At 42.7% G+C, this 21281-nt stretch carries 21 protein-coding genes; 3 read left to right on the forward strand and 18 right to left on the reverse strand.

The window, feature by feature from the left end:
• Positions 1-7 precede the first annotated feature (7 nt).
• A complete protein-coding gene (locus tag NSU11_RS16005) occupies positions 8-376 on the forward strand; it encodes a hypothetical protein (RefSeq protein WP_041107739.1) in 369 nt (122 codons plus the stop codon).
• Positions 377-417: 41 nt separating this feature from the next.
• On the opposite strand, the gene NSU11_RS16010 is transcribed toward NSU11_RS16005, so the two are convergent.
• The 7 genes from NSU11_RS16010 to NSU11_RS16040 all read right to left on the reverse strand — a co-directional run bounded on the left by NSU11_RS16010 (position 418) and on the right by NSU11_RS16040 (position 5688).
• Complete coding sequence (locus NSU11_RS16010) at positions 418-1053, reverse strand: response regulator transcription factor (protein ID WP_024423423.1); 636 nt, start codon at positions 1051-1053, stop codon at positions 418-420.
• Positions 1050-2114 (reverse strand): two-component system sensor histidine kinase LiaS, encoded by a 1065-nt coding sequence (gene liaS, locus NSU11_RS16015; RefSeq protein ID WP_024426016.1) that lies wholly within the window; start codon positions 2112-2114, stop codon positions 1050-1052. The genes NSU11_RS16010 and liaS overlap by 4 nt, the downstream gene beginning before the upstream one ends.
• Entirely contained in the window at positions 2111-2902 is a 792-nt protein-coding gene (gene liaF / locus NSU11_RS16020; protein WP_171464668.1) for a cell wall-active antibiotics response protein LiaF, read from the reverse strand. The genes liaS and liaF overlap by 4 nt, the downstream gene beginning before the upstream one ends.
• A 3-nt stretch (positions 2903-2905) precedes the next feature.
• The gene (locus tag NSU11_RS16025; RefSeq protein ID WP_024423426.1) at positions 2906-3775 is read right to left on the reverse strand and encodes a DUF4097 domain-containing protein; all 870 of its coding nucleotides are present in this window, start codon (positions 3773-3775) and stop codon (positions 2906-2908) included.
• A 104-nt stretch (positions 3776-3879) separates the two neighbouring features.
• Positions 3880-4548, reverse strand: coding sequence for a PspA/IM30 family protein (locus tag NSU11_RS16030; protein ID WP_342493671.1), 669 nt, complete (start codon positions 4546-4548; stop codon positions 3880-3882).
• 15 nt (positions 4549-4563) lie between these two features.
• Positions 4564-4956, reverse strand: coding sequence for a membrane protein (locus NSU11_RS16035; RefSeq protein WP_024423428.1), 393 nt, complete (start codon positions 4954-4956; stop codon positions 4564-4566).
• A 162-nt stretch (positions 4957-5118) separates the two neighbouring features.
• Positions 5119-5688: a cob(I)yrinic acid a,c-diamide adenosyltransferase gene (locus tag NSU11_RS16040; protein WP_024426020.1), complete on the reverse strand. Its 570-nt coding sequence runs from the start codon at positions 5686-5688 to the stop codon at positions 5119-5121.
• 189 nt (positions 5689-5877) lie between these two features.
• On the opposite strand from NSU11_RS16040, the gene NSU11_RS16045 reads away from it, so the two are divergent.
• Positions 5878-6624 carry a 3-oxoacyl-ACP reductase family protein gene (locus NSU11_RS16045; protein WP_024423430.1) on the forward strand — a complete coding sequence of 249 codons (747 nt, stop codon included), beginning with the start codon at positions 5878-5880 and terminating at the stop codon, positions 6622-6624.
• Positions 6625-6640: 16 nt separating this feature from the next.
• On the opposite strand, the gene pdxA is transcribed toward NSU11_RS16045, so the two are convergent.
• The 7 genes from pdxA to dapA all read right to left on the reverse strand — a co-directional run bounded on the left by pdxA (position 6641) and on the right by dapA (position 15661).
• Positions 6641-7666, reverse strand: coding sequence for a 4-hydroxythreonine-4-phosphate dehydrogenase PdxA (gene pdxA, locus NSU11_RS16050; protein WP_103131599.1), 1026 nt, complete (start codon positions 7664-7666; stop codon positions 6641-6643).
• Positions 7642-8985 carry a four-carbon acid sugar kinase family protein gene (locus NSU11_RS16055; RefSeq protein ID WP_342493672.1) on the reverse strand — a complete coding sequence of 448 codons (1344 nt, stop codon included), beginning with the start codon at positions 8983-8985 and terminating at the stop codon, positions 7642-7644. Before NSU11_RS16055 ends, pdxA begins: the two co-directional genes overlap by 25 nt.
• Positions 8986-9010: 25 nt before the next feature.
• Entirely contained in the window at positions 9011-10792 is a 1782-nt protein-coding gene (locus NSU11_RS16060; RefSeq protein WP_187470517.1) for a sigma-54-dependent transcriptional regulator, read from the reverse strand.
• A 147-nt stretch (positions 10793-10939) separates the two neighbouring features.
• Positions 10940-12115, reverse strand: a complete 1176-nt coding sequence (locus NSU11_RS16065) for an exo-alpha-sialidase (RefSeq protein ID WP_111926707.1) — start codon at positions 12113-12115, stop codon at positions 10940-10942.
• Positions 12112-13518 (reverse strand): sodium:solute symporter family protein, encoded by a 1407-nt coding sequence (locus NSU11_RS16070; protein ID WP_024423435.1) that lies wholly within the window; start codon positions 13516-13518, stop codon positions 12112-12114. The genes NSU11_RS16065 and NSU11_RS16070 overlap by 4 nt, the downstream gene beginning before the upstream one ends.
• A 63-nt stretch (positions 13519-13581) precedes the next feature.
• Entirely contained in the window at positions 13582-14754 is a 1173-nt protein-coding gene (locus tag NSU11_RS16075) for an iron-containing alcohol dehydrogenase (protein ID WP_197172935.1), read from the reverse strand.
• A 7-nt stretch (positions 14755-14761) separates the two neighbouring features.
• On the reverse strand, positions 14762-15661 hold the full coding sequence (gene dapA, locus NSU11_RS16080) for a 4-hydroxy-tetrahydrodipicolinate synthase (protein ID WP_034623861.1): 900 nt from the start codon (positions 15659-15661) through the stop codon (positions 14762-14764).
• Between the two features lie 295 nt (positions 15662-15956).
• Between dapA and NSU11_RS16085 the strand changes: the two genes are divergently transcribed.
• Positions 15957-16271, forward strand: coding sequence for a putative quinol monooxygenase (locus NSU11_RS16085; protein WP_197172936.1), 315 nt, complete (start codon positions 15957-15959; stop codon positions 16269-16271).
• 166 nt (positions 16272-16437) lie between these two features.
• Here the strand turns inward: NSU11_RS16085 and NSU11_RS16090 are convergent, their stop codons facing one another.
• The 4 genes from NSU11_RS16090 to NSU11_RS16105 all read right to left on the reverse strand — a co-directional run bounded on the left by NSU11_RS16090 (position 16438) and on the right by NSU11_RS16105 (position 21267).
• On the reverse strand, positions 16438-17733 hold the full coding sequence (locus NSU11_RS16090; RefSeq protein ID WP_197172937.1) for a heme ABC transporter ATP-binding protein: 1296 nt from the start codon (positions 17731-17733) through the stop codon (positions 16438-16440).
• Positions 17730-18788, reverse strand: a complete 1059-nt coding sequence (locus NSU11_RS16095) for an iron ABC transporter permease (protein WP_024423440.1) — start codon at positions 18786-18788, stop codon at positions 17730-17732. The genes NSU11_RS16090 and NSU11_RS16095 overlap by 4 nt, the downstream gene beginning before the upstream one ends.
• Positions 18754-19704 (reverse strand): ABC transporter substrate-binding protein, encoded by a 951-nt coding sequence (locus NSU11_RS16100; protein WP_197172938.1) that lies wholly within the window; start codon positions 19702-19704, stop codon positions 18754-18756. The genes NSU11_RS16095 and NSU11_RS16100 overlap by 35 nt, the downstream gene beginning before the upstream one ends.
• A 147-nt stretch (positions 19705-19851) precedes the next feature.
• Entirely contained in the window at positions 19852-21267 is a 1416-nt protein-coding gene (locus NSU11_RS16105; protein WP_135031178.1) for a glycoside hydrolase family 28 protein, read from the reverse strand.
• Positions 21268-21281: the final 14 nt, after the last annotated feature.

The raw sequence follows: 21281 nt of genomic DNA on the forward strand, positions 1-21281 counted from the left end.
GTCAATCATGAAACGAGCTTTACTTTCGGCCGGCATTCTATTTTTGATTCTAGGGATACTTCTGTTAATCGTTGTATTCACGCAATCAAAAGAAGATTTCTTCATTGAAGCCGACAGCTTTTCAAGCACATTTTTGATCGTGGTTTATTATGGACAAACCCCTGCGCTCCTTCTGTTGGGAGGCGGTTTATTCGTCGGACTTTCACAGATCATTGATTTGCAGGAAAAAAAAGCGGCAGCAGCAAAGGAGAGCGTAAAGCTTTTATCCGAAATGAAGAAAACCCTGGAAGAAAAATCGGCCAAGGAGCAGGAGGCTTTTCCAGTTCCTGAGCTCCATCAACTATCCGAACGTCCGATCACAGGACAGAAGGACTAATTTTACGCATGTTCTAGCAGCTTTCACCTGAAAGCTGTTTTTTATTGAATCAGCTTATGACGGTGCGCATACACAGCCGCTTGCGTTCGATCTTCCACATCAAGTTTGGAAAGAATATTGGTAATATGGGTCTTCACCGTCTTAATTGTAATAAATAATTCCTCGGCAATGACCTTATTCGATTTCCCATCCGCAATCAGCTTCAAGATCTCCATTTCTCTTGCTGTTAATGAATCGTGAAGGATGGACCCATTTGATGAATGACGGAGTTTATTCATGACCTTTCCAGCCACTTTCGATTCAAGTCTTGGTTCACCGATACTTGCTGATCTGATGGCATCAGCAATTTCTCCTGCCTTGGATGTTTTTAATAAATAGCTTAAAGCACCCGCCTCAATCACCGGATAGACTTTATCATCGTCAATAAAGCTCGTCAGAACGATGATTTTGGCATCTTCAATTTCCTGACAAATTCTTTTCGTTGCTTCGATGCCATCCATCCCTTCCATGACAAGATCCATTAAAATCACATCTGGCTTTAACTCAACGGCTAGCTCTACACCTTTTTGTCCATCTGACGCTTCACCAATGACTTCAATATCAGCCTGCGCCTCTAAAAAGGCCGCAAGACCCATTCTCACCATTTCGTGATCGTCGATTAAAAGCACTCGAATCATCGAACGTTCTCTCCTTTTCCTTCATCAAAAATGGGGACCTTCACATCAATTTGTGTGCCTTTTCCCTCAAATGACATAATCTCTGCGACACCGCCTACTTCACTTGTTCTCTCTCGAATCGATTCAAGTCCGTAGGAGGCTGTCTTCACATGATCTGTTTGAAAGCCGATACCATTATCAATAATCTTTAGCTGCACTTGCCGGTTTCTTATGAGCAGGCGCACAGTTACCTTTGTCGCCTTTGCATGCCTAAATACATTAGACAGGGCTTCTTGCACAATTCGGAAGAGGTGGTCCTCTACTCCTTTAGATAACGGAACATCATCTTCGATTTCCCAATCAATATCAATCGGCTGCTTTGCTTGGAATTCATTTAGCAGCTCAATTAAGCCTTTTTTCAGGTCTTTTCCTTCTAGCGTGATCGGTCTTAGGTGAAGCAGAAGAGCACGCATCTCATTTTGTGCATCGCCAGCCATTCGTTCGACAAGCTGCATTTGCTTTAATATCTTTTCGTCCTTTTCCTTCATGCCTTCAAGAATAGCTGAAGTCATCATTGAAATCGCAAATAACTGCTGACTGACCGCATCATGGAGCTCTCGTGCAAGCCGCTGCCGCTCTTCTGAGACGACCGATTTCTTCATTTGAACCTGCCATTCAGCCCGTTCATTTGAAAGCTTTTGCAAAGAGGCTACTTGCCCTTCGACCCGCTTCGCCATTTCATTTAATTGATCGGCGGCTAAGCCAATTTCATCGTCGCCAAGAGACGGCAGTCTATATGCAAAGTTTCCATTTTCAAATTTCAAAATCGACTCAACAAGCTGATCGAGGCGTTTCTTATGCTGATAGCCAAATACACTCCCGGCAGAAATCCCAATCGCAAGACTAACGATGAGTAAAATACAAAAAAACGGTATGCCAAACCAGCGGGTAGAAAGCAGGATCATCGGATCAAGCTGATAATAAAAAAACATCGGCAGTGTCGTCATCGTCACAACACCGAGCGAGATACCGACGCCAAGACGAACAGATTGCCACTGGAGACCTAAATGCAATTTCCTCATAAGTATCTCACATCCACATCTCCGATCAGCAGAGAGATGGAGATTTTCACTTTTCGTTTGCTCTCATCGTAATCGTTGGTCATCACGTACACTTTACTGCCAAACCCGCTTCTTTTTTCATCTATGATTTTCATATCACCAATCGCGGCGGAAGCACTCACACATACTTCAATATCCTGCGGTACGTAAATATCCACATCTCCGATCAGCCCGCTAATCACGATCGTACTCTCTTCTTCTGCGATGATCGCCTTTGATAAATCGATTTTAACATCGCCAATAAAACCTGAAATCGTCAAATCACTTAATTGAAACGGCTTTTTCATCAGCCTGACTTCACCAATAAAAAAGTCATGCTCTTTGCGCGGCTTTGTCTGGCTTTTTGTTTTCTTCTGATCGCTCTTTTTTTCAAGATTGACTTTCAGTGAAGGCTTCCCTTCGTCTGATGTTTCCTTTTTATCGACATCAAAAACAGGTTTATTTTTCAATAAGCGGTAGCCGGCATAAATCAAAAAGGCCGCAAATAGGTAACCTGTTAAACTAAATGTAATATTGAGCAGAAATTTTAAGAAGAGAAAGCCGGCAAAAATATAGGAAACTGAACCGAGCCAACGTTTGGATCGTGAGTGCAGCCAATAACCCGCCAGCGCAAAAAACACAGGCCAAAACAAATCTGCTCCGATCCCAATAATTTTGAGAAATAAATTAATACCAAATATCACAACAATGATGCCTAAAATTTGATTCCTTGTAAAACGCAGTTGACTCGCCTCCTTCCTTTCTTTCATTCATTACCGCAGTTTGAGGTTACCACTTGTCATTTCAATATCGACTACATGTGTCCCTTTTCCCCGCGTACCTGTAAAGCCTCGACCTTCACTATCCACTTGATCAAAGTCATACGAGTGATCGACGCTTCCACTTGTTTTTTTCACCTGAACGTTGAAATCTCCGTCATCTGGCAAATTAAATTTCGCACTCCCTGATGTCATATGAAAGGAGACAGGTGACTCAATTGTATCAAAACTTGCTGTCAATCGGCCGCTTGTCATGCCCAATTGCAGCTCGCCTTTGACATCATTAATATCGGCACGCCCTGAAGTTGCCCCAATATCACTATCCTTCGCATCAATGTGCGACACTGCCAGTCTGCCAGAGGTAGCTTTGATTTCTACATTTTTTGCTGAGAAATTCTCAGCTGTGAGGTTTCCGCTCGTTGATTTGAGTATCACATCTTGAAGGGACAGCTTTCCTTCTCCATCAATCTCACTGACGCCGCTTCCACCCGTAATCTTCACATTTTTATGATAATCTGTTGGAATTTTAACTAAAAGCTCTCCTTTTTCAAATTGAGTAAAAAACAAGAAGCTTTTATTTTCAGCACGAATTTTGAACGTACCGCCTGTTTGCTCCGCATACATTTTCCCTTTTCCATTGACAGCAGTCACCGAGATATCAGAACGATTTTCAGGTTTTACCTTCACGCGAAACCCAGAAAGAGAAATATCTAATTGATCAATCTCCTCTTTTTTCGCTGAAGCTGTTGTCACTGGTTTTTCACGGGAAAAACTTAAATGAAAGAGATTTTCATTTTTGAAAAGCATGCCAATCATTAAAAAGATACCTACAAGTATACAAATTAGACCGATTAATCGCTTCATTTATACCATCCCTTTATCTTCTGACCTTTTCATTATAAGGAAAAGCGAAACAGAAAGAAATCAAATATCGGAAGAAAAAGCCTGCTTTTCTTCCGATTTGACCTCTATACGTTTGCTTGCTGCTGTTCAGGCTTTTTCTCAAGCTTCAGCTTCTGCCATTCTCTTTCAACCTCATCGGCGTAGTCTAAATGAGCATATGCCCCTTGATCTGCAAATTGTGCATAGCTGCCTGCTTTTGTTTCCATTTCTTCAATACGGTTCTCCATTCGAAGAAACTCTTTATATGCACTCTCACTGTCTACTTTATTGATGGAATCATTCATATGCTGCTTTGCCTGTGCGGCATTGGCTCTTGCAATCAGTGCCTGCTTCTTGTCTTTTATATCACGCAGCTTCGTTTCTAAGTGCTGCAATTGCTCTTTCAGCTCTTTCAATTGTTTCACAGATTGCTGGTAGGCTTCCTGATATTCGTTGTGCTTTTCTTCAAAATACTTCATTTCTGTGAGCGCTTTTCGTGCAAGCTCCTCTTCTCCCGCATGATATGCCAGCTCGGCCTGTTTCTTTCGCTTTTCAGCAAATGCTTCCGTCTCTTCTGCTTTTCGCAGGAAGCCTTGCTGAATCGTTTGCTGTTTGATGATGGCATGTTTCGCTTTCGCAACATCATCCTCCATATCACGAACGTATTGATTCAGCATGACACGCGGATTCTCCAATTTATCTAAACCTTCATTGACAGTTGCAACAAACATATCTCTTACTCTTCTTAATACCATTTGATATTCCTCCCTTTATTTTTTCTTTAAAAAGTCTTCCCATTCTTGATCAAAAGACGTATGAATCGGTTCTTCCGTATTAGGTGCCGTGTTTGGCTCCATATAGGCTCTGCTTGATGATTTTTCGGTAGATTCACCATTGATCATCGACCAGCCAAAATAAAGAAGTACCCCTGCAAATGCGATGCCGAGTATAAACGGCAGAAATTGCACGACGATCAGTACACCAATGACTGCTAGAATGACACCTAAGGTTGTACTGCTTTTTTCGTATTTTTTAACACCTACATAGATGAGCCCTGCACCAATCAAAACCGGGATCAGCCCACCTAATGAACCACCAAAGAAGATGGATAAACCGACAAACAATAAAATTGAACCGATAATGGTTTTACTTGTTATTTTCATCTTCATGCCTCCTTTCTTGCTCCTTGCTTTAACTATAGTCAAAAAAGAAAGCCGGCAAAACGTGTCACAGATTGATCTTTGATTGCGACTAGAGTCGTAACAATGCTCAGACTAAGAAGCAGAACCTAATAAAAAAGCACTCTTCTATGAAGAGTGCTTTCCTTATTTAGAACGAAACACATCGGCACTTCGTTCATATTCAACATCAGCTTCACCAAGCCGATAATTCACAATTCGAGCGGCTGCAAATAAATAATCGGATAGACGGTTTACGTATGAGAGAGCAACGGCTGGAATCTCCTCCTGTTTTGCAAGCGTCACAATATGCCTCTCGGCTCTTCTGACGACTGTCCGCGCTACATGTAAGAGAGCAGCGCCTTCCTGACCACCCGGTAAAATAAACTTAGTAAGCGGCTCAGCCTCTTCTACATAGACATCCATTCTTTCCTCAAGGACTGTCACAGAGGCTTCTGTTAATTTGCCTTCTTTACGTGGTTTGACTGCTGCCAAATCACCCCCGCAGTCAAACAGCTCATGCTGTATAACGATCAGCTCTGACAAAAGGTCCGGAAACAATTCGCCATGCTGCCGTAATTTTGCATGCGCGAGTCCAATAAAGCTATTCGCCTCATCTAACGTACCATACGCCTCTACTCTCACATCATCTTTATCGGCTCTTCCGCCAATCAAGCCTGTTTGGCCCTGATCCCCGGTTTTCGTATAAAGTTTCAACGGTTTTCCCTCTTTTCTACTGCTTTGTCCTTTTAGTATAACCTGAAGTTAAAAAGATGTATTTGTTTTATTATGAAACACTTTTACTGAAAATCACTCCAACCCTCTTATATATGTTGAATGATGAAACATCCCGTTTTATAATGAATGAAAGCGCTTTTTAATTATGAGAGATGGGGTGGGATGTACGTGAGTTTACAAAATAAAGTAGCAATCATTACAGGTGCAAGCAGAGGAATTGGCCGCGCCATTGCAGAGGCACTTGCCTGCGAAGGAGTGCGCGTCGTTCTCAATGGAACGAACGACATGCTGCTGCAAGAGGTTTGCTCCTCACTGAATAAAAAAGAGAAACGAGCCGTTTATGTAGCTGGTGATGCTAGTTTACCAGAGACAGCCTCTTCACTCGTGGAGCAAGCGAAAACACATTTTGGACAGATTGATCTGCTGGTCAACAATGCTGGGATCAATTTACGAAAATCAACAGTCGAGACATCCCTTGATGAGTGGAAACGATTGATTGATATTAATTTGACCGGCACGTTCCTCATGTGCCAAGCGGTCATTCCTGACATGATCAAACAACAAGGCGGAAAGATTATTAATATGAGTTCTACAACTGGCAAAACCCCTCATCACAATGCATCACCTGCATACGGTGCATCAAAGGCAGGCATCAATTATTTAACCATGCATCTTGCCAAAGAATTAGCAGAACACCACATTCATGTGAATGCTGTCTGCCCTGGTCCAATTGAAACAGACATGAGCAAACAGTGGAGCGATGAATACCGGCGTTCGGTTTTAGATAGAATTCCTTTGAAAACGATTGGAACACCAGAACAAGTCGCAAATGTTGTGACATTTTTAGCTTCTGACCAGTCGGATTTTATCACAGGAGAAACCATCAATATGAATGGCGGAACGTATATGAACTAGAAAAAAAGAGCCTCTCTTAAAGGCTCTTTTTCTTTTCATATTGATTTTCTCTCGTACCAGAAAGCATGATGGCCTGTCTAATAGCTTCTTCCATGCTCGCAGAATCAGCTTTTCCTGTTCCTGCGATATCAAATGCTGTCCCATGATCGACACTTGTACGGATAATCGGCAACCCAACTGTAATGTTTACACCCGACTCTAAGCCAAGCACCTTAATCGGTCCGTGCCCTTGATCATGATACATCGCCACAACGATATCAAAGTCACCTCTTACTGCCCTAAAGAACAAGGTATCAGCAGGCAGCGGCCCAAATACTTGAATCCCTTCTTCCTGCGCTAGTTCAACCGCTGGGATGATCTTCTCCTCTTCTTCTCCGTTCCCAAACAACCCATTCTCCCCAGCGTGCGGGTTAATCCCGCATACAGCAATTTTAGGAGCAGAGATCCCAGAACGGACGAGTGTATCATGTGCCAGCTTAATCGTCGTGTATACACGCTCAGGATTAATCTTTAAAATGGCATCCATTAATCCAATATGTGTGGTGACATGAACTACCTTTAAGTTAGGGGCCGCCAGCATCATCGCATAATCTTCTGTACCTGTCAGGTCAGCTAAAATTTCTGTATGTCCTGGATACATATGACCTGCCTTATGAAGTGCTTCTTTGTTTAGCGGCGCTGTGCAAATGCCGTCAATTCTACGGTCATTTGCAAGACTAATGGCTTTTTCAAGATATCGGAAAGCAGCATTTCCTGCTTCTTTTGATATGTCCCCAATTGGAATCTCGTTCGTTAAGAGCTTAAGGTCTAAGCACGGAACTGCTCCGGCTTTCACCTGCTCCGCTTCCTCTGGTTCTTTGATACTTACAATCTCCACATCTGTATTCACAAAGTCTTTTGCCCTATTTAATATACTGGTATCTCCGATCACAAATAGAATGGCTTCTTCATGTAAACGCGTTTGCTGAAAAGCTTTTAAAATAATTTCAGGACCAACACCAGCCGCATCTCCCATCGTTACAGCAATGATTGGTTTTGACATTCGACTTCCCCCTCTATCTTTTTCAGCACTTCTACCGCGTGGAGTACTGAATTTTTTTGACCGTAAGCTCCTGCTTTCGTAACCGCATATAAATTCGTATCAACAAGCTGACCGAGCGGGATGCCAGGTTCAATTTCTTTCAGCAGCCGAATACCTCCTGCTCCAAGCTCTTGGCAAATCGCCCGCGCTGTATCTCCGCCAGTTAGGAAAAGTCGTCTCATTCCTGATAATGTGACAATGTCTTTTGTGATCATTCCAAGAAAGACGGACAAAGCACTTCCAACCTCTTGTCTTGACAGCCCTTTCTTTTCTCCGTAAACCATCATCTTTTCAACCATCTCTGGCCGTGCATCTGTGTAAAGGAGAATATCTTCGTTCTGACGCTTACGCAGTTGATCGAGAACTGATTTTCGTTCCCATGCTTCACGGCCGTTTAATACATTCAGCGGGTTCACTTTTATCTCAAAACAATCGTGAGTTTCTCTTAAATAAGCAAACTGCTCATTTGTTTTTTGAGAGGCACTTCCAGATACGATGAGGACAGGTCTCTGTTTTTTAAGGCGAGAAGTATTTCTATGTTTAGCGACATATGCCGATAATGCACCAGCTAGTCCCGCTGAACCGACCCATAGTATTCTTTTATCCATCTTCATAAACACTTCCACAATCCGCCCTAAATCATCACTTGTTTCTGCATCACACACAAACCATTGGTGACCATGCTTCAATAACGATGATACCTCATCATTCATTCCTTTGAGCTCTTCGCCGATTGTTTGTTGAGAAAGGTTTTTTGGTCTGACGTTCGTCTGCTCCTCAATTAAATCTGATATGCTGGATGTCAAAACTGGTGTTTTCGGATCCTTTGCTGCCTCTGACAGATGAACAGGCACTCCTTCCACATAATGTATGCCATCATTGGTTGCTCTTTGTGCATCTGGGTAGGCAGGTGCGATAACCGCCGCATCAAATGGGCCAATATCCATTAGTGCTTGCAGTTCAATTCCTATATTGCCTCTTAATGTTGAATCTATTTTTTTTAAGAAAAGGTGCGATTCATCTTGGAGAAATGGCTGCACCATTTGGCTGACCTCATGGTAGGCGTTCTCTGAAGACATACTTCGTGAATCGGTATCCACTATCAGCACATCCTCTTTATACCTGTCAATACCTTCAAATGACGGCTGAAACAGGACAGAGGCTGTGAAGCCCGCTTTGACAAATTGAACACCTGTATCGTTGGCACCTGTCAAATCATCCGCCACAATGATTACCTTTTGCTCTAGTTTCGCTCCTTTTTTTAATAGATCGTTTGTCATTTAGACACCTCGGCCTCATTACATATTATTCCTTTAGCTTTCTCCATAGCGTCGTACGGTTGATATTCAACCGCTTTGCCGCCTTTGATTGATTCATATTTTCTTCTTCCAGCACCGTTTTGATAATCCGTCTTTCAATCTCATCAAGCGTTCCATTCAAATAGCTGGACAGCTGCTTTTCTTCATTTTCAAAAACAAGCTGATCAATTGCTGCCTTTGCCTTATTCAACGTGATATATCCACTTTTTGTCGTCAGCACAAGCTCCTCAATGATCCGCTTGAACTGCCTGACATTTTCTCTGAATTTCTGGTGTTGAAAGGCTTCAATCACATCTGCTGACAGCCCAACCACCTGCGTCCCGTAAAGAGAATTTAGTTCCGCAATAAATAACCTGCTCATGTCCTCAATATCTTCTGGCCGTTCAGATAACGGAGGGACATGAATCGTGAGCTCCTGTAAGCCTGTATATAATTCCTCACAAAACGCTCCAGATTGCATCAATTTGAACAAATCCACTTGAGACGCAGCCATCCAGCGAATATTCTGATGATGATGCATCTGCTCGGCAATGAGCTGCTGTATATCCATTGGAACGCTCTCAATATCCTTTAGAAACATCGTCCCTTTTTGATGCAGAGGGATTGATTTTAAATCTTCCGGTTCTATCAAACGTCTGCAATGTACCGTCGTAAAGCTCTCATCTTTCCTCTCGCTCATTTGATGGATGGCAAATGCAAGGCTTGATTTACCAGTTCCTTGTTCACCATACAGGCAAATCGAGCGCTCCGTTTGGCTAAACGCTTTTGCCCTTTTGATCACATCTTTCATTTTCGGGCTCTGTTCTGTAAAAAGAGCAAATGGATGTTCTGAATGAATAGGCGACGCAAGCGTCCAAATACGATGACCTTCTTGATTCATCACAGCCGAAGGCCTTTCAATCGTGACAAGCAACTCGCCTTTCGATAGCATGCTTCCTTTGACATGCCACACTTGCTGCTGATGAGATATTTGAGAATAACCATTTTGTTTCCCTTCTCGAATCGCCTTTAGTGCCGGTTCAAGTGCTGGACACCATGTAATCACATCGGCATGAGAAGTAGACGGTGCAAATAATCCTTTTTCTGTCCATTGTTTCATTTGTTGATTCATAAAATGAAGTTTGTTGTGTGGATCGACGATCAGCATGCCTTTTGGCTCTTGATCAATCATTTCACGAAAAAGACGCTGTTCAGCTGTCGCCTCTTTATATAAACGATACATTTGTTTTGCTTGATGAAATGCTTCTTTGACCGATTCACGACCTGATGTAATGAGCATACTCTGCATTCCCAGCTCTTTAGCCGCTTTATCTGTAATGACATCTCCAAGCACAACCTGTGTCCCTTGATCTTGTAATTGTTTTAAGAGATCCCATACCTCTTCCTCTTGCTGCACTGTGTAAATATCAATTTTAATCCCGTATAATTCCCCAATGGTGCGGACACCTTGAGTGATATTTTCAAAACCCACGACCGCTTTTTTACCTTGATAATCTTTTATCAGCGTTAAGGCACGAAGCAAGTCGTACCCTGACACAGGGATATCCACTACTGGGATGTTCACATGTTTTTGAATGAGCGCAGCTGTTCCGCCCCGGCTCATAATGATATCCATCCCTTGAGCTTCTGCTTGTTCTGCGAGAGCAACACCAGACCGAAGATCTCCGACTACAAGCTGGAATGTGATATTTTTTTCTTCTTTGGCAAGGTCGATTAACACATCTCCCAACCCTTTATACGGCGCAACACCTAACACTTTGATATTCATGAAAAGGACCCCCATTTTTTATCTCTTCATCATGAGACATACCTTGAGGGAGTCCAGCCGATAGAAAATGGGGACAACCCTCCAAACATCAATTATAAATGAAGCAAATGAGGGTTACAATTCACCAGAAGCAGGGCCCTCTTGCATTTAAGAAGTGCGATTGACCCATTCTTCTGTCACACACACATATTTGATCGCCTGCCGATAATACGTAAACGCAATATGCAGCTTCCCGTCTTTTCCTTCCGTGATGGATGGATAAGAATACTCTCGATTTAGTTTATCCTTTGAATTGTTTGTCATCGCATATCCATCACCCACTTCAAGGTTACGTCTGATAGGCCATGTATTACCATTATCCTCAGAGAGCGCCAAAGTCATTGGTGCACGCGGTGTTCCCCAAAACGCTGGACGTGCTTCTGTATCAACCGCCGTGCGCGTATCACCTTCATCCTCAATTTCATCGTATAAAGAAGCTCTTCTTTCTGTTTGCTCATCCGCATTGATATGATTATAGACTAGGGCAAGATGCCCATTTTGGAGCACTGTAAATTGAATGGATGAATTATTATTGGGCAGCTCCGTCGCCTTTGGCTCAGACCATGTCCGTCCATGATCGACGGAACGGCTGATATAAATCGAATCAGCAAACCGGCTTCTAAAGAGGGCTATGAGGGACCCGTCTGCACACTTTCCAATATTCATATGAACACAGCCCGTGCTGTTTGGTACAATGACCTCATCCCATGTCTTTCCTTGGTCGGATGAAATTTTCACAGCACTGACATCCCGGTTCCCTGTCCATTTGACGCCTGGAATGGTCTTACAATAGAAGACGGGCAGCAGCCAATCTTGATTATCCAGTACAACAATCGGCTGCCGTATAAACGTACCCGGCTGTTCAAACAAAGTATCAATCTCACCCCATGTCTCACCTCTATCCTCTGATAGCCGGTATCTCACGATGGCGGTATCTTGATTCCCAGATAGCTGCGCGGTATACAGCAGCCATAGTCTGCCATTTCCCTCTTGAAACAGAACTGGATTTTGTTCAGAGCGTGCAGGATCGTTAGATAACTTCACTGCCTCTGTCCACTTGTTACTTCCCCGTTTGAGTCTCGACATATAGATTGAGATATCAGGTATTCCCTCCTGCGTTCCGCCAAACCAAACACATAATACATCTCCATTATCCAGCTCAAGTAGATTGGCCGCATGATTTTGCACACAGTCTGTTGGCAGAAAGGCTTCTTTTCTCTCTGTATCTTGTTCATTTTGTCGCAAAATTCCATCTATTTTCATCATAGTCTCTTCATTTGTCATGACAATTCTCCTTTCAATGATTGATCCTTTTTAGCAGGCGGACTGATAAGTCGATCGATTACCAGCACAAGGAAAGGAATGATAATGGCAATATACATATTATCGATTCCGAACGGATTATCGAGTAAATACCAAACCGTCGTTGTAACACCTGAAGCAGCAAGGCCAATGGTCGCCCCTCTATTTGAATTAAAGTATGGCAAGTAAAAGCCCATTGCTGCTACAACGGCGATCGATGTTCGAAGCGCCCTTGTAAAAAAGGAAAGGGACAGCAGCTCCGGCGCAAGTGCCACTCCGACAAGAGGCACAATTCCAACGAGTACAGCCACATACCTCGTGATTTTCATTCTCTGCTCTGGTGTTGGATTCATTTTCGGCACATAAAAATCATCGATAATTAAGGTTGTCGTCGCAAGCGCGACCGTCGACACACCGACAAAAATGGATGCCACAAGCGATGTTGCCACAATGGCACTCAAAATTGGATTCATATGCTGTAAAAAGACAGGGAAGGCATAAATAGGATCAATGTCTGGATACAAATAATGTGCAGCTACACCGATCACACCAATCGCAACGGCGAGCGGCAAACAAAGCAGAGCTGCATAAAGTGTCGATTTCTTTGCCTCACGCTCACTTTTCGACGAGGTGATTGCTTGAATAATAAACTGCGTAGCAAAGATGGCTCCCATGTTTCCTATAAACCAAGCTCCAATTGTCCCCCATCCAATTGTCCCGTCCCATGTAAAGAAATGATCAGGCATCGTTTGTTTCATCGGTTCAAAGCCTTTTGTTAAATAAAGGGCTACCCCTAGTGTAATTAAAATCCCCGCATACTTCACGATCGAATGAAGGATCGTGACCCATGCTACCCCTTTCATTCCTCCGAATGTAAAATAAAATGTACTCACAACGGCCGTAATGATCGCACAGGTCATTAAAGGAAGCCCTAAAATGGATGCAATAGCAGCTGACCCACTTAAATAGTTTCCTAGATTCACAAGCAGTAATGCAGCAATCATAATAACAGAAACAACTAGCTTCGTTGATTTCCCAAACTTCTGATCGATAATACCTGAAATGGTGTACTGCCCTGTTCGATAAAACTTGCCTACTAAGAAAAAGGAAAAGATAAAAAAGGCGATAGCGACGGTCACAATAGACCATGAAGCAGAAAGCCCATGCGTAAAGGCAGATTCTGCAGTTCCAACAGTGGATTTCGTTCCAATGAATTCACTCATGAGCAAAATACCGACTACAATGGCTGGAAGTGACTTAGCAGCATTGTTAAATTCTGAATTGGATTTACTGCGGAAACGCATCGTCAGCCAAGTCGTAAATAGTATATAGAGAATAATGACGATCAAAATAAATGTGATGACAGAACTGCTTAAGACATTCATTTAAAATCCCCCTTTGTGTGCAAGCCGTGTGAAGCAACTTCTCATGTCCCATCCAATGAAGCATTAAGCGTCAAGCAGTTTCATGTATACCTGTTCAATTTCGGAAACAGACATTGGCTTTGGATTGTTGTCCATTAATCTCTTCACCTCTGAAGCTGCTTGAGCAAGTGCCGGTACATCCTCCTTCGACACGCCAAAAGCTTTGAGCTGCTGTGGAATGTGTAAATCCGCTGTCCATTCTTCAATTTGATGAATCACACGCTCTGCAAGATCCTGCTTTGTGTGAGCTCCCGCTAGTCCTATTACTCTTGCCACATGTTCAAGCCGATCAATGATATGATCTGCATTAAAAGCAGTGACATGCGGAAGCAGCATGGAATTAGCAACACCATGAGAAATCTTGTATTTCCCCCCTAATGGATAAGCCATGGCGTGAACAGCCGCAGTTCCGGCACTTGTAAGCGCCATTCCCCCATACATAGCACCAATAAGCATATTTTCTCTTGCCTTCATATGATCCCCGTGATGATACGCTTCCTGAATACTACCTGAAATCAGCCGCATCGATTCCAAGGCAAACATGTCACTGAATGGATTGGCTTTATTTGAAATATAAGATTCAAGCGCATGCGTAAAAGCATCCATACCTGTAGCTGCGGTAATAGATTTCGGCAAGTTGAGAGTAAGTGCAGGATCTAAGATGACAAGGTCTGGCAAAAGATGCTGACTAACCATTCCAATTTTCAGTTCCTTTTCTGGAAAAGTCACAATTGCATTTGGTGTCACCTCAGATCCCGTACCAGAGGTTGTCGGAATTAGAATCGTCGGCACTCCCCTTTTTTCCACAAGGTTTGTGCCAACGAGAGCAGAAATCGGCTGATTGTTTGTCTTAAGAACAGCTAGAATTTTTGCAGCATCAAGGACACTCCCGCCACCAATGCCAATAATGGCGTCATGCTCTCCTTTTAAAAAGGTGTGGAATACGCCCTCGATATTTTCTTCTGTTGGTTCAGGTTTGATTTCTGTACTTATCTCACTTGCTATCCCCTTTTTCGCAAGTTCTCTTTTGATGTGATCTGCATAACCAAGTGATACGATAGATGGCTGCGTTAATATAAAAATGGATGTGAGTCCGCTAAGCCCTAAACTATCTAATTTCTCCCCAAGAAGGTCTAAAGAACCTGCGCCAGATACAATGTGTGATGCCGTCTGAAAGTGATAATGCGTGATCGTCATCTCTTCACTACTCCTTTGCCGCTTTTCCTTGTTTGCGATAGTCTTCAACCATTTGTGCCACAGCTTCCAATGCCTCACCTGACAGCTCTTTTACAGGGCTTCTGGGCGGGCCAACCGGAATTCCATAAAGCTCTGCTGCCTTTTTCAAAGGTGCTGGTAATGTCCCTAAACCGAATGTTGCTCTTAATGGCTGCAGCTGCTTCTGGAAGTGCTCACTTTCGTCAAGCTTCCCTTTTTGAAAAGATTCATAGAGTCCAACGACAGTTTCAGGCAGTACATTTGCAGTTGCTGCGACCGCCCCTGCTCCGCCGAGTTTCAAGGTATCTAAAATGAGTGAGTCCGTACCTGCAAGGACAACAAAATCTTCATCTTTTGTGACATCCAAATATGCCTTGATATTTTCAATGTTTCCACTGCTGTCTTTAATACCTAGCACATTCGGCAGTGCACTGAGCCGCGCAACCGTCTCTGGTGCTAGCGACACTCCTGTTCTAGATGGAATGTTATAAAGCAGAATCGGAATATTCACATTCTCAGATATGTGGCGAAAGTGCTCATACAGCTCTTCTTGGGTTGGTGCAACAAAATAAGGTGTAATGATAGACAGAACATCTACCCCTAGATCTGCCAGTTTATTTGACAGCCTGATGGTTGCCTCCGTACTATTTTCACCTGCTCCAATGAATACCGGTACTCGTCTGCCAACAGCATTCACGACAGTTTCAGCAATTTGAAGCTTTTCTTCCTCTGAAAACAGATGAAACTCTCCATTTGTGCCTAAAGCAAAGATGCCGTGTACACCTGAGTCGATCAAACGATTCACTAATTGCGTTGCCACTTCGGGATGAAAATGTTCTTTCTCAGTAAGCGGTGTCAAAATAGCTGGTATAATTCCTTGAATGTTCAAATGATCCTCCCTTTCTTGCATGTTGCATTTTTAAACACATTATAAATTAAGCGCTTTCATGTTATTTATTATAAAAGAATTTCGATTAAATTAGCAACACTTTTTTTGATTTTTCACTATAATCCGCCCTTTTCTTATATAGCTGTTGATGTTTTCAACAAAAAAAGTGAACCATTTTGGTTCACTTTTGAATGACATTCAACTTACCACCCTTTTTATTTCATTATAAAATAGCGATTGAAGATATAGTTTTTAATGCCTAAAATATGATTAAGACAAAATGAAGGAGGATGGTATGGGTAAATTCAGTTTATTTAACAAGTTTTTGGTAAAAGGAGGCGAAAAAGAAAAAATGGTTGATATTCTGTTAGAAGCAGCAGAATCAATGAAGAATTTGGATGAATGTGAAATATATCTTGTGAATATTTCCGAGAATGAACCAAGTTCTGTTTATGTTTATGAAGTGTGGGCAAATGAAGATGCCCATCAAGCGTCTCTAGGTCTTGAAGCTACCCAAACATTAATAAGTCGTGCGAAACCAATTATTACTGGTATGGAAAGAATCAATACTTTAATAACACAAGGCGGAAAGGGCATTTCATCTAATTAGAATTCGACCGTCTTAGATATAAAATTAGAACTGGCTGTCATTGTGGCAGCTTTTTTTCTTATTTAAAGCAAAGATTAAGAACTATTGTCAGGACTACACATTTTAGATATGTGTAGTCCTTTTATTTCAACTGTTTTACTCAACTAACCTAAATATAATTGTACATTCACTTTTGAATGATATTCAACGTTTGAAGAAGCCTTTGTACCTTTTGTCCTAATCTTTCGTGTAAATGGTCAGCATCTTCCGTTTCTTGCGTATTTGGTGCAGCGATGCACAGATGATGGATCGGATAACTTGTTTCTTGCTTCATGATGTGCATAAGCTGCCCCATGAGCTGAACAGCTGCGCCATCTGCTAAAGATCGTTTTAGGATAAGCCAAATGGTCAACGCTTCCTGCTGAAGCATGCCGTAAAGGATCATATCGTCTTCAGCGTCTTCAGCGTCTTCTGCGGCAAATTGTGCTAATCTGTTTGCTTGCTCAAAAAACAGCATATCTTCATCTGACTCTAGCTGCTCATGAAGCGTCTTCGTCCCCGTTCCAATAGACCTTTTCCAAAAGAACCCGCCGTTTTTCTTATGTGAGGAAAGGATGCGAAGAGGCTGATTAATGGAAAACGTCATTCCTTCTGAACCATATGTCCTCCAACCATCCGCTATGTTTACAATTGATGCTTTAGAAGGGGCTGCAGGCTCAACCATCAGCTGAGGGTTTGCCCTAAATGGATGCTGGAGCGGTGTCACATTTGTTTCATACACACGGTTGATTCGTTCAGTGGTCAAGACGTGATGCGGCATTCCTAACATGTCAGTCTTTCCTTCATGAAGCAGCAGCAGCCGATCACAATATAAACTGGCGATGTTCACATCATGGAATACGCCAATGACCGTTAACCTAGAGGAAGCAGTTTCTTCTTTAATTAAATCAAGCAAATCTTTTTGATAGGCTAAATCAAGGAAACTCGTTGGTTCATCCAGCAATAAATATTCAGGCTGCTGCGCCAATGCCTGTGCTAAATACACTCGCTGCTGTTCTCCTCCGCTTAACTCATGGATGGATTGATTCTTAAACTGTGCAACACCCGTTTGTTCCATGACTTTGCTGACGACCTGCACATCTTCTTGCGTGACAGATTGCAGCCACCCTTTTTGATATGGATAACGACCAAATTGGACGGTTTCTTCCACCGTAAATGAAAAAGCTTGGTCCGTTTTCTGCGGCAGAACTGCCATCTTTTGCGCAAGCGCCTTTGGCTGATAGGATTGAATAAGGTGACCGCCGAGACGTACTTCACCGCTCATAGGTGCTAAAATCCCTGCCATCATTTTAAGAAGGGTCGTCTTACCGCTTCCGTTTGGACCGAGTATACCGAGAAATTCTCCTTGCTTTACTTCAAGATTAATGCCACGAATGACCTCTTTCTCTCCATATCCACCTCTGATTTCTTTCACTTGAATCATATGTGCGTCCCCCCTCTATATTTACGAATGAGGATGATGCCAAATACAGGTGCACCAATTAACGCAGTAATGATGCCAATCGGTAATTCAGTCGGCTCGATGATGGTACGGGATAACACATCTGCTAACACAAGAAAGGAAGCACCGTTCAACATAGACAAAGGCAGCAGATGCCGATGGTCCGTGATAGTTAAGAGGCGGATAAAATGCGGAATCACAAGTCCTACAAAACCGATCGTCCCTGATACCGCAACTGCACTTCCAGTCAGGATCGAGCCCGCCAGCAGCACAATATATTTGCTCCTTTTCACATGTACACCTAATAACTTTGCCTTCTCCTCGCCATACGTCATTACATTCAAATCCCGCCCCATCAACATTAACGCAAAGGTTCCAATAAGAAAGAAAGGAAGAAAAAGCACAATATAACGCCAGCCCCTCATGGACACACTGCCAAGCAGCCAATGAATGATCTCTTTTAGATCATCACCTGTTAAAGCAATCATCAATGAAATGAGCGCACCCAAAAAAGAGCTGAAAATTACTCCTGTCAAAATTAAAGAAGAAATGCTCATCCCCCGATGAACAAGACGCGCAAAAAAGAGAACGAGACAGAGGGTCACAAGCGCTGTTGTCATACTGAATAATGGCAGTGTGAAACTACCAAAAAGCGGGAGCTGCAAGCTGAAAAACAGGGTCGCTACGGCTCCAACTGATGCCCCTTGAGATACCCCCAGCGTATAAGGGTCAGCAAGAGGATTTTTTAATAAACCTTGAAAAGCTGCACCAGATAACGCAAGTGCTGCTCCGACTAATGCCGCTAATATGACCCTTGGCAGCCGAATGTTCATCATAATATTGCGATCGATAGAATCAATGGTTCCAAACTGCACGCCGAATAGTTCATGAACAAATATACGAAGAATAGAAGGAATGGGAATCCCTAAGCTTCCAAAGGAGATTCCCATTCCAATGCTCATCACAAGAAGTAAAACACTTAGTGTATATGCGATGGTCAATTTATTTGAACGTATCAGGATAGACGTTTTTCGCAAGAGCCTCGACTCCTTCAACCAATCGCGGTCCCGGTCTTGATGCGAGATCCGTATTCAATTGAAAGACTTGTTTTTCTTTCACTGCTTTCATTGCATTCCAGCCGTCTCTTTTTTTCAAGTCAGCTAAGCTGGAACCATCAATTGTCACGATGACATCAGGATTTCGCTTGATGATCGATTCTTCCGTCATTTGCACCCAGCCAGTTTGATCGCCAGCAGCATTTTTGGCATGAATAACAGAAAGCATTTCATCCATAAATGTATTTTTACCAGTTGTATAGATTTCAGGTGCACCTGACACTTCGACAAAGACTGTTTTTTGCTTATCTTTCGAAATCCCCTCTGCTTGTTTCTTGATGTCATTCAGCTTTGTTTTCATTTCGTCTACAAGCTTTGTTGATGCTTCTTTCACGCCAGCTGCTTCACCGATCATATTGATTGATTTGTACACATCCTTAAAGGACGTTGCATCATTTACAGTCAACACTTGGATCCCCGCATCTTCAAGCTGTTTAAATCCATCTTTTGATCCCATCTGAGATGCATGTGCTAAGACAAGATCTGGCTTTAAGGAAATGACCTTCTCGACATTGAATTCAAGTCCGCCAATCTTCTCTACCTTTTCGACTTCCTTTGGATAATTGTCAAAGTCTGATCGTCCAACCATTTTATCTCCAAGACCGAGTGCATAAGCAACTTCCGTATTACTTGGAATTAACGAAACAATTCGTTTAGGCTGTTCTTTAATTTCAACTGTTTTGCCAGCTGCATCTTTTATTGATACTGGAAAAGCCGCAGTGGCCGTTTCTTTATTTTGTGACCCTTTTGCTTTGTGATCTGTCTCAGCGCCTGCACATCCTGCTAAAACACCCATCACAAGCAATAACGATATCCAAATAGCTGTTAACTTTTTCATGAGTGAACCCCCTGTTTATGTACTACTTAACGAAATCTCTTTCGTCAATTCTTTTCTAATTTCGGGAATATTATACTACAGTGCAGATAGGTTGTATATGTGATTTCTAAAAGCGTCTTTTCTGTCCCTAAAACAAAAAAACAGCCTCTAAAAAGACTGTTTTTCACTCTTCAATGAATTGATTTGTTCTCCATTGATGACGACTTTCTGAAAAGCAGGAGAAACGGCATGCTCTAAAGATAAGGGATACGCCACATCATCTATGACACAATCTTTCATTTTAAAATGTGTCACAGGAGAATGTGCGTATGCGGCTATTTTCACACCATATCGTCCGCCGCTGCTTTTGAGTCCTTCTACTTCAATATGACGTACTACAGGACGGTGCGGACCAGCATCTCCTTCCTCATACATCATGTCGATACAGACCACTTCATGCTTTAGACTTTTCACTGTATTGTTTTTAAAATAAATATGTTCAATGGTACCGCCTCTGACAGAGTTGGTTTTAATACGCAGTGCCCGGTCAAGGTTCGGACTGTCCATTACATTATCTTCTGCATAAACATACTTTACCCCACCAGAAATCTCGCTCCCGATCGTCACACCGCCGTGTCCATCCCGCATCTCATTTCTACGAATGACAATGTTTTCAGATGGAATCCCTATTCTCCGTCCATCCTCGTTTCTGCCCGATTTGATGGCAATACAATCATCTCCGTTATCAAAATAACAATCTTCAATGAGTACATTCCGGCAAGACTCCGGATTGACACCATCTGTGTTTGGTCCATGCCCAATGATTTTAACGCCGCGGACGATGACGTTATCACTTAACACAGGATGAATTTGCCACATCGGTGAATCCTTCACTGTCACTCCTTCGATTAGCACATGCTGACATTGGTATGGCTGAATAAAGCTTGACCTTAAATAATGACCTTCTCCAAATACCCTTTCTTCTACCGGTATTCTCTTTTCCGCCATTTCAAACAAAAGCTGGCGATCCCGATCCTGAGAGGGCTGGCCATTTGTCCCATACTTCCAAGGCCACCAATGATGCTCATCCCCTCTGCCATCAAGCGTTCCGGCTCCCGTAATAGCGATATTTTCTGCATGGTGTGCATAAATGAGAGGTGAATAATTATAAAGTTCAACCCCTTCATATCTTGTCAGTACAAGAGGCAAGTAATCCTTTGGGTCTTGGCTGAATGTCACATAGGCTTTCTCATGAAGATGAAGTTCTACATTGCTTTTCAATTCTAAAGCACCTGTCATAAATCTCCCTGCTGGGATCAGCACCCGCCCCCCTTTCAACCGGTGCGCATCATCAATGGCAGACTGAATAGCATTTGTTGAAAGCTCTTGCCCTTCCGCATCTGCTCCATAATGCACCACATTCAATTCACGATCTGGGAACTGCGGTGCTTTTATCTGCTTTAGCACTTGATCAATTCCGTTTACTTTTTTATCTTTCTTCCCTTGCTTTGCTAAACGAGCAATTCCAACTCCAGTTAGTACCGTTCCTGCTGTGATATACATCAAATCCCGTTTTTTAGACACGTACTCATCCCCCA

The sequence above is a fragment of the Bacillus sp. FSL R5-0712 genome, assembly GCF_038593285.1.
Taxonomy (GTDB): domain Bacteria; phylum Bacillota; class Bacilli; order Bacillales; family Bacillaceae; genus Bacillus; species Bacillus safensis.

What these genes read in the sequence shown, in the direction of transcription:
- NSU11_RS16005 (WP_041107739.1), top strand. Translation starts at nt 8, where the DNA reads ATGAAACGAGCTTTACTTTCGGCCGGCATTCTATTTTTGATTCTAGGG.
- NSU11_RS16010 (WP_024423423.1), bottom strand. Translation starts at nt 1,053, where the DNA reads ATGATTCGAGTGCTTTTAATCGACGATCACGAAATGGTGAGAATGGGT.
- liaS (WP_024426016.1), bottom strand. Translation starts at nt 2,114, where the DNA reads ATGAGGAAATTGCATTTAGGTCTCCAGTGGCAATCTGTTCGTCTTGGC.
- liaF (WP_171464668.1), bottom strand. Translation starts at nt 2,902, where the DNA reads ATGAAAGAAAGGAAGGAGGCGAGTCAACTGCGTTTTACAAGGAATCAA.
- NSU11_RS16025 (WP_024423426.1), bottom strand. Translation starts at nt 3,775, where the DNA reads ATGAAGCGATTAATCGGTCTAATTTGTATACTTGTAGGTATCTTTTTA.
- NSU11_RS16030 (WP_342493671.1), bottom strand. Translation starts at nt 4,548, where the DNA reads ATGGTATTAAGAAGAGTAAGAGATATGTTTGTTGCAACTGTCAATGAA.
- NSU11_RS16035 (WP_024423428.1), bottom strand. Translation starts at nt 4,956, where the DNA reads ATGAAAATAACAAGTAAAACCATTATCGGTTCAATTTTATTGTTTGTC.
- pdxA (WP_103131599.1), bottom strand. Translation starts at nt 7,666, where the DNA reads ATGTCAAAACCAATCATTGCTGTAACGATGGGAGATGCGGCTGGTGTT.
- NSU11_RS16055 (WP_342493672.1), bottom strand. Translation starts at nt 8,985, where the DNA reads ATGACAAACGATCTATTAAAAAAAGGAGCGAAACTAGAGCAAAAGGTA.
- NSU11_RS16060 (WP_187470517.1), bottom strand. Translation starts at nt 10,792, where the DNA reads ATGAATATCAAAGTGTTAGGTGTTGCGCCGTATAAAGGGTTGGGAGAT.
- NSU11_RS16065 (WP_111926707.1), bottom strand. Translation starts at nt 12,115, where the DNA reads ATGACAAATGAAGAGACTATGATGAAAATAGATGGAATTTTGCGACAA.
- NSU11_RS16070 (WP_024423435.1), bottom strand. Translation starts at nt 13,518, where the DNA reads ATGAATGTCTTAAGCAGTTCTGTCATCACATTTATTTTGATCGTCATT.
- NSU11_RS16075 (WP_197172935.1), bottom strand. Translation starts at nt 14,754, where the DNA reads ATGACGATCACGCATTATCACTTTCAGACGGCATCACACATTGTATCT.
- NSU11_RS16085 (WP_197172936.1), top strand. Translation starts at nt 15,957, where the DNA reads ATGGGTAAATTCAGTTTATTTAACAAGTTTTTGGTAAAAGGAGGCGAA.
- NSU11_RS16090 (WP_197172937.1), bottom strand. Translation starts at nt 17,733, where the DNA reads ATGATTCAAGTGAAAGAAATCAGAGGTGGATATGGAGAGAAAGAGGTC.
- NSU11_RS16100 (WP_197172938.1), bottom strand. Translation starts at nt 19,704, where the DNA reads ATGAAAAAGTTAACAGCTATTTGGATATCGTTATTGCTTGTGATGGGT.